The organism is Pantoea sp. ACRSB, assembly GCF_022346905.1.
Classification (GTDB): domain Bacteria; phylum Pseudomonadota; class Gammaproteobacteria; order Enterobacterales; family Enterobacteriaceae; genus Pantoea; species Pantoea piersonii.
The window spans coordinates 502066-515501 of record NZ_JAKRNL010000002.1 but is presented as its reverse complement, the minus strand read 5'-3'; the positions used below and the strand labels follow the sequence as shown (position 1 = coordinate 515501).

The following is a 13436-nucleotide window of genomic DNA, read 5'->3' as shown; positions in this document are numbered from 1 at the left end:
CCTTCAGCAGGAAACTCAGGAGAATCCTGGCGAAACCATCCTGCAAACGGCGATTTAGCCGCTATAGTTAAGAGACTGCTTTATAAATGACACGGAGGAAATGATGGTAAAAGAGACAGAAGCTTTCGACACCAATCTGGATGATGATTTGGCGCTGCTGACCGAGACGCTGGAAGAGGTGCTGAAGTCATCAGGCGATCCGACCGATCAGAAGTACGTTGAGCTTAAAACCAAAGCGGAGCAGGCGCTGGAAGATGTGAAATCACGCGTCAGCCAGGCCTCTGACAGCTACTACTATCGCGCTAAAAATGTAGCTTACCGCGCCGATGACTACGTGCATGAGAAGCCATGGCAGGGTATCGGCATCGGCGCAGCCGCTGGCCTGGTGCTCGGTCTGCTGCTGGCGCGTCGCTAAGGCTACGCCACTGAAAACGGCGGGACTTTCCCGCCGTTTGTTTTGCTACCTTCCTCGTATTACCCCCGCGCCGTTCTTCTTCTCCCTCTCTCTATGCTCCTGATGCGAAAAGCGCAGGATAGTGTTGAGTTTAATCAGCGCGCTTCCTACAGTAGATCGACGGACAAAAGGAGATCAAACGTGATAAGAGTCGAGATGTTGTCTACAGGGGACGAGGTGCTACACGGCCAAATCGTGGATACCAACGCCGCCTGGCTGGCGGATCTGCTGTTTCAACACGGTTTGCCAATGACCAGCCGCAGCACAGTAGGCGATTCGCTGTCATCGCTGGTGGAAACGCTTCAGGCGCGTAGCGAAGTCGCAGATGTGCTTATCGTGAATGGCGGCCTCGGCCCAACCAGCGACGATCTCAGCGCGCTGGCGGCGGCGAAAGCGAGCGGTGTCGAGCTGGTGCTGCATCAGGAATGGCTCGATAACATCGAGGCGTGGTTTGCCAGCCGCGGACGCGTAATGGCGGCAAGCAACCGCAAGCAGGCGGAGATACCCGCCAATGCTGAGATGATCGATAACCCGGTGGGCACCGCCTGCGGCTTTGCGCTGCGGCTTAACCGCTGCTGGATCTTCTTTACGCCTGGCGTGCCGTCTGAATTTAAGGTGATGGTGGAGCAGCAGATTCTGCCGCGCCTCAAACAGCATTTTGATCTGCCGGAGCCGCCGCTCTGTCTGCGCCTGACGACGTTCGGTCGCGGCGAAAGCGACATTGCCGCCGAGCTGGAGCCGCTGGCGCTCCCCGAGGGCGTAGTAATGGGTTATCGCTCTTCAATGCCGATTATCGAGATAAAGCTGACCGGGCCAGCCAGCCAGCGCGTGGCCATGGAGCAGGTCTGGCAGCAGGTGCGTCTGCTGCTGGCGGAGTGCACTATTTTTGAAGGCACCGAAGGGTTGCCAGCGCTGCTGGCGCGCGAGCTGAAGGAGCGCGGTTTCCGTCTGGCGCTCAGCGAGCAGTACACCGCCGGGCTGTTGAACTGGCAGCTGGCCGCGGCAGAGGTACCGCTTAGCGCGGCGGAAATCCTCCCGGCGCATCAGGAGGGGCTGGAAGAGCAGGTTCAGCGTACGCGCGCGCTGGCGGCGCATCACGGCACAGTGCTGGCGCTGTCGACCGGCGCGCTGGAAGAGGGCGAGGTCTCGCTGGCGCTGCATACGCCGGAGGCGAGCTGGGGACAGCGAGTGAAGTTCACCCACGGTCGCCATAATCTGGAGACGCGGCAGAAGGTGGTGGCGATGATGGCGATGAATATGCTGCGTCGCTGGCTACATGGCAGCGAGGTCAGCACCGGTCACGGCTGGATTGATATTCTGGAGTCAGTAAAGCTGTAGTGGGGTGTGGAGGCGTCTGTCGCTTCGAGAGCCAACGCGGATGGCAGGGAGCGATCGCAAAGACGCAAAAGCGGCATCCCTGCCGGCTCGGCCCGCGCCTTCCCTGGCGCGGGACGCTTTGCTCTTCGCTCCCTGCCATCCGCGTTTTGGATTATTGCGCGGCCTGTCAGAGAAAAAAGGCTAGCTATAGCTCGATTTCAATCTCACCCTTCGCCAGACAGCAGCAGGGCAAAATTTCCCCCTGCTGAACAAACGCCAGCGGCGTTTCGGCGTAGTGCACTTCGCCCTTCAGCAGCCGCGTGCGGCACGAACCGCAGTAGCCTTCGCGGCACTGAAACTCCACGCACAGATTATGCGCTTCCAGCGTCGTCAGCAGGTTGGGATGATGCTCTGCGCACTCCAGTCGCTGACCGGAACTGCGCAGGATAACAACGGCACGGCTCATACTTACAGCTGGAAATCGTTGAAGTCGTCTTCGCCCACTTCCGAGTCAATCTGACCCACCAGATAGGAGCTTACTTCTACTTCCTGCGGTGCCACCTGCACGTTGTCCGATACCAGCCAGGAGTTGATCCACGGAATCGGGTTGGAGCGCGTCTGGAACGGCAGATCCAGGCCCACCGCCTGCATACGGATATTGGTGATGTACTCAATATACTGGCAGAGAATATCTTTGTTCAGGCCGATCATCGAACCGCCGCTAAACAGATATTCCGCCCACTCTTTCTCCTGCTCGGCCGCTTTCTTGAAGAGATCGAAACACTCTTCACGGCATTCGGCGGCAATCTCTTTCATTTCAGGATCGTCTTCGCCGGTGCGCATCAGGTTCAGCATATGCTGGGTGCCGGTCAGGTGCAGCGCCTCATCACGTGCGATCAGACGAATAATCTTGGCGTTGCCTTCCATCAGTTCGCGTTCGGCGAAGGCGAAAGAGCAGGCGAAGCTGACGTAGAAGCGAATCGCTTCCAGCGCGTTAACGCTCATCAGGCAGATATAGAGCTGCTTTTTCAGCGCGCGCAGATTCACGGTCACGGTTTTACCGTTAACCTGATGCGTGCCTTCGCCCAGCAGATGCCAGTAGTTGGTCATCTCGATCAGATCGTCGTAGTACTTCGAGATATCCTGCGCGCGCGCGAGGATCTGCTCGTTAGTCACGATATCGTCGAAGACCAGCGAAGGGTCGTTAACGATATTACGAATGATATGGGTGTAAGAGCGCGAGTGAATAGTCTCGGAGAAGGCCCAGGTTTCTACCCAGGTTTCCAGCTCGGGGATCGAGATCAGCGGCAGCAGCGCGACGTTCGGGCTGCGGCCCTGAATAGAGTCGAGCAGGGTCTGATATTTCAGGTTGCTGATAAAGATGTGCTTCTCATGCTCCGGCAGCGCCTGATAGTCGATGCGGTCGCGCGAGACATCTACCTCTTCCGGACGCCAGAAAAAGGAGAGCTGCTTTTCAATCAGCTTTTCAAAGATGTCATATTTCTGCTGGTCGAAGCGCGCCACGTTGACGGACTGACCAAAGAACATCGGCTCTTTCAGCTGATCGTTTTTATTCTGTGAGAACGTAGTGTAAGCCATACAAACTGTCCAAATGTGAACGGGGCGCAGCGCAGCCCCGTGAAATGACGCAGGCGGGAGACGCGCTCCCGCCCAACCTTAAATCTTACAAGCGCCGCTTTCGCAACCGTCATCCTGAATGGAAGGCGCCAGATCGTCCTGCGCGTCTTCCGCACCGTCGCGGGTGTTCTGATAGTAGAGCGTCTTGACGCCGAACTTATAGGCGGTCAGCAGGTCTTTCAGCAGCTGCTTCATCGGCACCTTGCCGTTGGCGAAGCGCGACGGATCGTAGTTGGTGTTAGAGGAGATCGCCTGGTCGATAAACTTCTGCATAACGCCGACCAGCTGCAGATAACCGTCGTTGGACGGCATTTCCCACAGCAGCTCGTACTGATCTTTCAGACGCTCATACTCAGGCACCACCTGACGCAGAATGCCGTCTTTGGAGGCTTTGATGCTGATATGGCCGCGCGGCGGCTCAATGCCGTTGGTGGCGTTGGAGATCTGCGAAGAGGTCTCAGAAGGCATCAGCGCAGAGAGCGTAGAGTTGCGCAGGCCGTGAGTCTTGATCGACTCGCGCAGGCCGTCCCAGTCCAGGTGCAGCGGCTCGTTGCAAATGCTGTCGAGATCCTTCTTATAGGTATCGATCGGCATAATGCCCTGCGAGTAGGTGGTTTCGTTAAACCACGGGCAGGCGCCTTGCTCTTTCGCCAGCTCGTTCGAGGCTTTCAGCAGGTAGTACTGAATCGCTTCGAAGGTTTTGTGCGTCAGGTTGTTAGCGCTGCCGTCGGAGTAGCGCACGCCATTCTTCGCCAGATAGTAAGCGAAGTTGATAACGCCAATACCCAGGGTACGACGGCCCATCGCGCCGCGTTTGGCGGCTGGAATTGGGTAGTCCTGATAGTCGAGCAGGGCGTCGAGCGCGCGTACCGCCAGGGTCGCCAGCTCTTCCAGGTCGTCCAGGCTTTCAATCGCGCCGAGGTTAAACGCCGACAGCGTACAGAGCGCGATTTCGCCGTTCTCGTCGTTGACGTCTTCCAGCGGTTTGGTCGGCAGCGCGATCTCCAGGCAGAGGTTAGACTGGCGCACCGGCGCAATGCTGGCGTCGAACGGGCTGTGGGTGTTGCAGTGGTCGACGTTCTGAATGTAGATACGACCGGTGGAGGCACGCTCCTGCATCATCAGCGAGAAGAGATCGACCGCTTTAACGCGCTGCTTGCGGATGCTCTCGTCCTGCTCATATTTGGTGTACAGACGCTCAAACTCTTCCTGATCGGCAAAGAATGCGTCGTAGAGGCCAGGCACGTCGGACGGGCTGAACAGAGTAATATCTTCGCCCTTCAGCAGGCGCTGATACATCAGCTTGTTGATCTGCACGCCGTAGTCCATATGGCGGACGCGGTTGCCTTCAACGCCGCGGTTGTTTTTCAGCACCAGCAGGCTTTCTACTTCCAGATGCCACATCGGGTAGAACAGCGTCGCCGCGCCGCCGCGAACGCCGCCCTGCGAGCAGGATTTCACCGCGGTCTGGAAATGCTTGTAGAACGGGATACAGCCGGTATGGAAGGCTTCGCCGCCGCGGATCGGGCTGCCCAGCGCGCGAATGCGGCCAGCGTTGATGCCGATCCCGGCGCGCTGCGACACATACTTCACGATGGCGCTGGAGGTGGCGTTGATAGAGTCGAGGCTGTCGCCGCACTCGATCAGCACGCAGGAGCTGAACTGGCGAGTCGGAGTGCGCACGCCAGACATGATCGGCGTCGGCAGCGAGATCTTAAAGGTCGAAATCGCGTCGTAGAAGCGCTTGATGTAGTCCATACGGGTATCGCGCGGATAGCCGGAGAAGAGGCAGGCGGCGACGAGGATGTAGAGGAACTGCGCGCTCTCGTAAATATCGCCGGTGACGCGGTTCTGCGCCAGATATTTGCCTTCCAGCTGTTTTACCGCCGCGTAGGAGAAGTTCATATCGCGCCAGTGGTCGATAAAGCCGTCCATCTGCTCGAACTCTTCAGCCGTGTAGTCTTCCAGCAGGTGACGGTCATATTTGCCCATCTCCACCATGCGTACCACCTGATCGTAAAGCTTCGGCGGCTCGAACTGGCCGTACGCTTTTTTACGCAGGTGGAAGATCGCCAGGCGGGCAGCAAGGTATTGATAGTCCGGCGCGTCGCGCGAGATCAGGTCTGCTGCGGCCTTGATGATGGTCTCATGAATATCAGAAGTTCTGATGCCATCGTAAAACTGGATATGGGAGCGCAGTTCAACCTGGGAAACAGAGACGTTGTTCAGCCCTTCAGCGGCCCAGTCGAGTACCCGGTGAATTTTATCGAGATCAATGCGTTCCTGGCGGCCATCGCGTTTAGTAACGAGCAGACTTTGATTCATGTCGCGTTATACCATCCGTAAGTGAAAAAGAGTCCCCTGTTTATTCACAGGGTTATTCAATGTGAATAATTCTGTGGATAAACACTATATGTTGGGGGTTGGGAGAGATTAAGTAACAATATGGGGGTTATTCTAGTGACCTGACGCCAGATAACAAGACGGAAAAATGATGCCTCTGGGACTTGTATTTTTTGCGGAATTTCTTAACCCCGCGACTTATAAGGCTCAATGGCGTGTCAACTGCCGCGGTAAAAAATTCGAGATTTTGATCGACCGCTGATTTTTCGCACATCGCTGTGTTTTTTCCCGACAACCGTCTACCGAAGGAGCGGCAGGGTAAGAAAAAGTGATGACAGCGAGATGACAGGCGCGCAAAAAGCTTGCGCGCCAGAGGGTTACTTTTTGACGTGGCGGGTATGCACCATGTAGTTCACGTCGACGCCGCGCCCCAGACGAAATTTGTTGGTCAGCGGGTTGTAGTGCAGGCCGGTGATGTGCTGCTCGCGCAGCGCAGTTTCATCGACCCAGCCCAGCAGTTCAGAAGGGCGGATAAACTTTTTCACGTCGTGCGTGCCGCGCGGCACCATGCGCAGCACATATTCCGCCCCGAACACCGCCATCAGCCAGGCCTTCGGGTTGCGGTTGATGGTGGAAAAGAAAACCTCGCCGCCCGGCTTCACCAGACGCGCGCAGGCGTGCACCACCGAACGGGGATCGGGTACATGCTCCAGCATCTCCATGCAGGTCACCACGTCATAGCGACCGGCGAACGCCTCGGCGTGGTCTTCCACCGTCTGCTGCACGTAGTCGAGCGTCACGCCGTTTTCCTGCGCATGCAGGCGCGCCACCTGCAGCGGCTCGGCGCCCATATCGAGACCGGTAACCTCTGCGCCTTCACGCGCCATGCTCTCCGCCAGGATGCCGCCGCCGCAGCCTACGTCCAGCACCTTCTTGCCGAACAGACCATTGCTGTGTTGCGCGATAAAGCCCAGACGCAGCGGGTTAATGCGGTGCAAAGGTTTAAATTCGCCTTCCAGATCCCACCAGCGTGAGGCGACGGCCTCAAACTTAGCGATTTCCTGCGCATCGACGTTGGGCTGCGTTTCCTGCGGTTGTGCATTCATTGAATCATTACTCCGGAAAAAATGTTGACTGAGTATAAACGCTTATTGCCGCCGGGGGCACCTTTCCGGCGCGAGGAAAAGCGCGTGAAAACGGTGGTTAACGTTCACCAGCGGGCTGGGGTGTGATATACTTTCGCACCTTTAAAATCCGGGCATATGTAGAGGGAAAGCGGCTCCATGAGCGACCTTGCAAGAGAAATTACACCGGTCAATATCGAAGAAGAGTTAAAGAGCTCCTATCTCGATTACGCCATGTCGGTCATTGTTGGCCGAGCCTTACCCGATGTTCGTGACGGCCTGAAGCCTGTCCACCGCCGCGTACTTTACGCGATGAGCGAACTGGGTAACGACTGGAACAAACCCTATAAGAAATCCGCCCGTGTGGTCGGTGACGTTATCGGTAAATATCACCCACACGGGGATTCCGCCGTTTACGACACCATCGTCCGCATGGCTCAGCCTTTCTCCCTGCGTTACATGCTGGTGGACGGACAGGGCAACTTCGGCTCCGTTGACGGCGACTCCGCCGCAGCGATGCGTTATACCGAAGTGCGTATGTCGCGTATCGCGCACGATCTGCTGGCTGACCTGGAAAAAGAGACCGTCGACTTCGTTCCGAACTATGACGGCACCGAGCAGATCCCTGAAGTTCTGCCGACCAAAATCCCTAACCTGCTGGTGAACGGTTCATCCGGCATCGCCGTAGGTATGGCGACCAATATTCCGCCGCACAACCTGACGGAAGTGATCAACGGCTGTCTCGCCTATATCGACGACGAAGATATCAGCGTCGAAGGGCTGATGGAGCACATCCCGGGTCCCGACTTCCCGACTGCGGCCATTATCAACGGCCGCCGCGGCATTGAAGAGGCGTACCGCACCGGGCGCGGCAAAATCTATATTCGCGCGCGTGGCGAGGTGGAAACCGACGCCAAAACCGGCCGCGAAACCATCGTGGTGCACCAGATCCCTTATCAGGTCAACAAAGCGCGCCTGATTGAGAAAATTGCCGAGCTGGTGAAAGAGAAGCGCGTCGAAGGCATCAGCGCGCTGCGCGACGAGTCCGATAAAGACGGCATGCGCATCGTGATCGAAGTGAAGCGCGATGCGGTCGGCGAAGTAGTGCTGAACAATCTCTACTCGCTGACGCAGCTGCAGGTCTCTTTCGGCATCAACATGGTGGCGCTGCATCAGGGCCAGCCGAAGATCATGACGCTGAAGGAGATCCTCGAAGCCTTTGTGCGCCATCGTCGTGAAGTCGTCACGCGCCGCACCATTTTCGAACTGCGCAAAGCGCGTGACCGCGCGCATATCCTTGAAGGTCTGGCGATCGCGCTGGCTAACATCGATCCGATTATCGAGCTGATTCGCCGCGCGCCGAACCCGGCCGAGGCGAAAGCGGGCCTGATCGCGCAGCCGTGGGATCTGGGCAACGTCTCCGCCATGCTGGAACGTGCGGGCGATGACGCCGCGCGTCCGGAATGGCTGGACGAAGAGTTCGGTATCCGCGACGGTCGCTACTACCTGACCGAACAGCAGGCGCAGGCGATCCTCGATCTGCGTCTGCAGAAGCTCACCGGACTTGAGCATGAAAAACTGCTCGACGAGTACAAAGAGCTGCTGGAACAGATTGCTGAATTGCTCAATATCCTGATGAACGCCGAGCGTCTGATGGAAGTGATCCGGGAAGAGCTGATCGCCATGCGCGACCAGTTCGGCGACGAACGCCGCACCGAGATCACCGCCAACAGCGCCGATATCAACATCGAAGATCTGATCAATCAGGAAGATGTGGTTGTAACGCTGTCGCATCAGGGTTACGTCAAATATCAGCCGCTTTCGGATTACGAAGCGCAACGTCGCGGCGGCAAAGGCAAGTCAGCGGCGCGCATCAAGGAAGAGGACTTTATCGATCGTCTGCTGGTAGCCAATACCCACGACACTATCCTCTGCTTCTCCAGCCGCGGCCGCCTCTACTGGATGAAGGTCTACCAGCTGCCAGAAGCCAGCCGTAGCGCGCGTGGCCGCCCGATCGTCAACCTGCTGCCGCTGCAGCCTGACGAACGTATTACTGCCATCCTGCCGGTGCGCGAATATACCGAAGGCTTCAATATCTTTATGGCGACCGCCAGCGGCACCGTGAAGAAAACGGCGCTGCAGGAGTTCAGTCGTCCGCGCAGCGCGGGCATCATCGCCGTGAACCTGCGCGAAGATGACGAGCTGATCGGCGTCGCACTGACCAACGGCAACGACGAGGCGATGCTCTTCTCTGCCGGCGGTAAAGTGGTGCGCTTTGCGGAAAGCGCCGTCCGCGCCATGGGTCGTACGGCATCAGGCGTGCGCGGCATCAAGCTGGCGGAAGGGGATCGCGTGGTGTCGCTGATTGTGCCGCGCGACGAGGGCGCGATTCTCACCGTGACGCAAAACGGCTACGGCAAGCGTACCGCGATTAGCGAGTATCCTACCCGGTCGCGCGCGACTCAGGGCGTGATCTCCATTAAGGTCACTGAGCGTAACGGCCCGGTGATTGGCGCGGTACAGGTTGTCGACAGCGATCAGATCATGATGATTACCGATGCCGGTACCCTGGTGCGCACCCGCGTCTCTGAGGTAAGCATCGTGGGGCGTAACACCCAGGGCGTTATCCTGATCCGTACTGCGGAAGATGAGAACGTGGTTGGCCTGCAGCGCGTAGCCGAACCGGTGGAAGAGGAAGAGCTCGACGCCATCGACGGCAGCGTGGCGGAAGGCGAAGAGGATATCGCGCCGGAAGCTGAAACGGACGACGACGCGCCGGAAGCGGACGAAGAAGAGTAACGCTTCAGGCTCACGCCGCCAGGGAGGGCGGCACTGAATTTTACGGCAGGAAAGGGCAACCCGACCTGCCGTTGTTTTTTACGGCGCGGCTTGTTACGCGCAGATGCCGACTGGCTTTTCTTCCCTGATAAAGCTAGTGTAATGAGCATTCTGAAGCCAGCCCGTCATTAACCTTGCCGTAGTGAGTTTCCCTTGAAATATCTGGTCTCTTTCCGAACCACGCTGCGTATCTCACGCTACCTGTTCCGTGCGCTGGCGCTGCTGCTCTGGACGCTGGGCGCGGTGCTGACCACCTTCTTTATCATCAGCGTGCTGCATGATAAAGAGAGCAGCGTGCGGCAAGAGTTCGCCAGCAACTACGGTCAGGCGGAATGGTATGTGCGCCACTCCGCCGACGTGATGCGCGAACTGAAGTACATTACTGAAAACCGCCTTACCAGCGCCAGCAGCGGTCTGGATATGCTTAACGGCGTGCTGCCGGGCAAATCGACGCTGCCGCAGTTTACGCCGCTCTTCTCCGACGGCGACTGCTCCTCGATGAGCAATACCTGGCGCAACTCGCTGGACACCCTCAGCTACTACATCAACTACTGGAAAAGCAACTTCGCCTCAACCTATGAGCTGAACCGCGTATTTTTTATCGGCGGCGAAAGCCAGTGTCTGGCGGACTTTAGCATCGGCAGCAGCAAGGTGGATCGCGAACGCAGCCTGAAGGCGCTGCGCGAGCGCGTGCTGCGCTATCGCAACGGCAACGACGAAGAGCGTCGCAACCCGATCTACTGGGTCAACGCCAGCGCGCAGCCCGGCGTCGGCACCTTTTATATGATGGTGCCGGTCTATGTCGCTAATAAGCTGCAGGCGCTGCTGGGCGTCGAGCAGAATATCCGCCTGGACGAGTTTATCCAGCCGGGCAGCCTGCCGGTGGTGGCCACCATTATTGATGAGAATTATCGCCCGCTGCTGACGTCGCGCCGCGGTGGCGCTGGCTTCTCGCTGGACGATCTGTCGGATGATAAAAGCTGGTTCGGCTATCTTGACGGCTACCGGCAGCTGGTGCTGAAAAAGCCGCTGCCGCCCTCTGATTTAAGCGTGGTGTGGTCGGTATCGACGCGCGTGCTGGTCGATCAGCTCAAGCTGATGATCATTAACGCGCTGCTGCTGAATCTGCTAAGTGCGATTGTGCTTTTCACCCTGGCCTGGCTTTTCGAGCGCCGGATGTTCCTGCCGGCCGAAGAGAATGCGCACCGGCTGGAGGAGCATGAGCAGTTCAACCGCAAAATCGTCGCGTCGGCGCCGGTGGGCATCTGTATTTTACGCACCCGCGACGGCACGAATATCCTCAGTAACGAGCTGGCGCATAACTATCTGACGCTGCTGACGCAGGAAGACCGCCAGCGGCTCAATGAAATTATCGGCAGCCAGCAGGTTAATTTCGTCGACGTGCTGACCGGCAGCAACACCAACCTGCAAATCAGCTTCGTGCATTCGCGCTATCGCAATGAGAATGTGGCGATCTGCGTGCTGGTGGATGTCTCCGCGCGCGTGCGCATGGAGCAGTCGCTGCAGGAGATGGCGCAGGCGGCGGAGCAGGCGAGCCAGTCGAAGTCGATGTTCCTCGCCACCGTCAGCCATGAGCTGCGCACGCCGCTCTACGGCATTATCGGCAATCTTGACCTGCTGCAGACCAAACAGCTGCCGAAAGAGGTCGATTCGCTGGTGACCGCGATGAATAACTCGTCGAGCCTGCTGCTGAAGATCATCAGCGATATTCTCGACTTCTCAAAAATCGAGTCGGAACAGCTGAAAATCGAGCCGCGTCCTTTCTCGCCGCGTGAGGTTCTTAGCCATATCGCGGGCAACTACCTGTCGCTGGTAATGAAAAAGCGGCTGACGCTCTACTGCTTTATCGAGCATGACGTGCCGCTGGCGCTGGATGGCGATCCGCTGCGGCTGCAGCAGGTGATCTCCAACCTGCTCAGTAACGCCATTAAGTTCACGCACACCGGCTGCATTATCCTGCATGCCAGCGTGAAAGAGGGGTATCTGGCGTTCCGCATTCGCGATACCGGCGTCGGCATCCCTGCGAAAGAGATTACGCGACTGTTCGATCCTTTTTTCCAGGTGGGTAACGGCGTACAGCGTAACTTCCAGGGCACCGGGCTGGGGCTGGCCATTTGTGAAAAGCTGACCAATATGATGGACGGCGATATCGAAGTGGACTCCGAGCCTGGCATGGGCAGTCAGTTTATTGTGCGTATTCCGATCTATAACGGCCAGCATCCTGCGCCGCCGCTTCTCGACGGGCTGCACGATAAAACCCTGTGGATCGATATGCGCAACGACTATCTCGCCAGCTTTATCGAGCGCGATCTGCAACAGCAGGGCATTTATATCCAGCCCTATACCGGCAAGGCGGGCAGCGACGACGTATTGATCACCGACTACGAACCCGAAACCGACCAGCCGCTGCACGCGGTTATTATCTTCAGCGGCGCGCATATCGATATGCCGCGTGAAATCGCGCCGGGACGCTGGCTGCACAGTACGGCGACGCCGCACGAGCTGCCGAGCCTGCTGGCGCGCATCTACCGCATCGCTATCCAGAGCGATACGGCGACCAACCTGGCGCTCTCTGCGCCAGCGGAGGAGGTGATCAGCAACGACGACATTATGATTCTGATTGTCGACGATCATCCTATCAACCGTATGCTGCTGTCGGAACAGTTGGGCACCCTGGGCTATCAGGTGAAAACCGCGCAGGATGGCGTCGATGCGCTCAACGTAATCAGCCGCAGCGAGATCGATATTGTGCTGAGCGACGTGAATATGCCAAATATGGACGGTTATCGCCTGACGCAGCGTCTGCGCCAGCTCGGCCATGCTTTCCCGGTGATCGGCGTGACCGCTAACGCGCTGGCGGAAGAGAAGCAGCGCTGTATGGAAGCCGGTATGGATAACTGCCTGTCGAAACCCGTAACGCTGGACGTGCTGAAAACCACGCTGGCGATTTACGCCGAGCGCGTAAGAAAAACGCGGGAAGGGTAGGCTGGCGTCAGCGTGGTTTGAGAAAGGAAAAACAGACGGCGCGTTAGCGCCGTCTGTGCAGCGCGTTAATCCTTGTCGATTTGAGTGGCGCTGACGGAAGAGAGGTAGTTCAGCAGGGCGATATCGTTATCTACGCCCAGCTTCATCATCGCCGATTTTTTCTGGCTGCTGATGGTCTTAATGCTGCGGTTCAGTTTCTTGGCGATCTCTGTTACCAGGAAGCCTTCGGCAAACAGGCGCAGCACTTCGCTCTCTTTCGGTGACAGACGCTTGTCGCCATAGCCGCCGGCGCTGATTTTCTCCAGCAGCTTCGCCACGCTTTCCGGCGTGTACTTTTTACCTTTTTGCAGAGCGGCCAGCGCTTTCGGCAGATCGGTTGGCGCGCCCTGTTTCAGCACGATGCCTTCGATATCGAGATCCAGTACGGCGCTGAGGATTGCCGGGTTATTGTTCATGGTCAGAACAATAATCGACAGATCGGGATAGTGACGTTTGATGTATTTGATCAGCGTGATGCCATCGCCATATTTCTCACCAGGCATGGAGAGATCGGTGATCAGGACGTTGGCGTCAAGCTTTGACAAGCTGTTAATCAGTGCTGTTGAGTCTTCGAACTCACCTACAACGTTGACCCATTCAATTTGCTCCAGAGACTTTCGGATACCGAAAAGAACAATTGGATGGTCATCGGCAATAATTACATTTAAGTTATTCAT

Annotated in this window: 9 protein-coding genes; 4 read left to right on the top strand and 5 right to left on the bottom strand. The window is 57.5% G+C overall.

Annotated features, from left to right (window positions below; translation table 11 throughout):
• Positions 1 to 103 precede the first annotated feature (103 nt).
• Both elaB and MHZ89_RS08635 read left to right on the top strand, forming a co-directional pair.
• Entirely contained in the window at positions 104 to 415 is a 312-nt protein-coding gene (gene elaB / locus MHZ89_RS08640; RefSeq protein WP_120453106.1) for a stress response protein ElaB, read from the top strand.
• A 180-nt stretch (positions 416 to 595) separates the two neighbouring features.
• On the top strand, positions 596 to 1792 hold the full coding sequence (locus tag MHZ89_RS08635) for a nicotinamide mononucleotide deamidase-related protein YfaY (RefSeq protein ID WP_311782655.1): 1197 nt from the start codon (positions 596 to 598) through the stop codon (positions 1790 to 1792).
• 184 nt (positions 1793 to 1976) lie between these two features.
• On the opposite strand, the gene yfaE is transcribed toward MHZ89_RS08635, so the two are convergent.
• The 4 genes from yfaE to ubiG all read right to left on the bottom strand — a co-directional run bounded on the left by yfaE (position 1977) and on the right by ubiG (position 6858).
• The gene (yfaE, locus tag MHZ89_RS08630) at positions 1977 to 2237 is read right to left on the bottom strand and encodes a class I ribonucleotide reductase maintenance protein YfaE (protein WP_081140402.1); all 261 of its coding nucleotides are present in this window, start codon (positions 2235 to 2237) and stop codon (positions 1977 to 1979) included.
• A 2-nt stretch (positions 2238 to 2239) separates the two neighbouring features.
• Positions 2240 to 3370, bottom strand: a complete 1131-nt coding sequence (nrdB, locus tag MHZ89_RS08625) for a class Ia ribonucleoside-diphosphate reductase subunit beta (RefSeq protein ID WP_120453110.1) — start codon at positions 3368 to 3370, stop codon at positions 2240 to 2242.
• A gap of 78 nt (positions 3371 to 3448) precedes the next feature.
• Positions 3449 to 5734 (bottom strand): class 1a ribonucleoside-diphosphate reductase subunit alpha, encoded by a 2286-nt coding sequence (gene nrdA, locus MHZ89_RS08620; protein WP_311782654.1) that lies wholly within the window; start codon positions 5732 to 5734, stop codon positions 3449 to 3451.
• A gap of 395 nt (positions 5735 to 6129) precedes the next feature.
• Positions 6130 to 6858 carry a bifunctional 2-polyprenyl-6-hydroxyphenol methylase/3-demethylubiquinol 3-O-methyltransferase UbiG gene (gene ubiG, locus MHZ89_RS08615; RefSeq protein WP_311782653.1) on the bottom strand — a complete coding sequence of 243 codons (729 nt, stop codon included), beginning with the start codon at positions 6856 to 6858 and terminating at the stop codon, positions 6130 to 6132.
• 177 nt (positions 6859 to 7035) lie between these two features.
• Here ubiG and gyrA point away from each other — a divergent pair, with 177 nt between their 5' ends.
• Complete coding sequence (gyrA, locus tag MHZ89_RS08610) at positions 7036 to 9675, top strand: DNA topoisomerase (ATP-hydrolyzing) subunit A (protein WP_311782652.1); 2640 nt, start codon at positions 7036 to 7038, stop codon at positions 9673 to 9675.
• Positions 9676 to 9867: 192 nt separating this feature from the next.
• The gene (rcsC, locus tag MHZ89_RS08605; protein WP_311782651.1) at positions 9868 to 12720 is read left to right on the top strand and encodes a two-component system sensor histidine kinase RcsC; all 2853 of its coding nucleotides are present in this window, start codon (positions 9868 to 9870) and stop codon (positions 12718 to 12720) included.
• A 65-nt stretch (positions 12721 to 12785) separates the two neighbouring features.
• Here the strand turns inward: rcsC and rcsB are convergent, their stop codons facing one another.
• Positions 12786 to 13436, bottom strand: coding sequence for a response regulator transcription factor RcsB (gene rcsB / locus MHZ89_RS08600; protein WP_033750421.1), 651 nt, complete (start codon positions 13434 to 13436; stop codon positions 12786 to 12788).

What these genes read in the sequence shown, in the direction of transcription:
- elaB (WP_120453106.1), top strand. Translation starts at nt 104, where the DNA reads ATGGTAAAAGAGACAGAAGCTTTCGACACCAATCTGGATGATGATTTG.
- yfaE (WP_081140402.1), bottom strand. Translation starts at nt 2,237, where the DNA reads ATGAGCCGTGCCGTTGTTATCCTGCGCAGTTCCGGTCAGCGACTGGAG.
- nrdB (WP_120453110.1), bottom strand. Translation starts at nt 3,370, where the DNA reads ATGGCTTACACTACGTTCTCACAGAATAAAAACGATCAGCTGAAAGAG.
- nrdA (WP_311782654.1), bottom strand. Translation starts at nt 5,734, where the DNA reads ATGAATCAAAGTCTGCTCGTTACTAAACGCGATGGCCGCCAGGAACGC.
- ubiG (WP_311782653.1), bottom strand. Translation starts at nt 6,858, where the DNA reads ATGAATGCACAACCGCAGGAAACGCAGCCCAACGTCGATGCGCAGGAA.
- gyrA (WP_311782652.1), top strand. Translation starts at nt 7,036, where the DNA reads ATGAGCGACCTTGCAAGAGAAATTACACCGGTCAATATCGAAGAAGAG.
- rcsB (WP_033750421.1), bottom strand. Translation starts at nt 13,436, where the DNA reads ATGAATAACTTAAATGTAATTATTGCCGATGACCATCCAATTGTTCTT.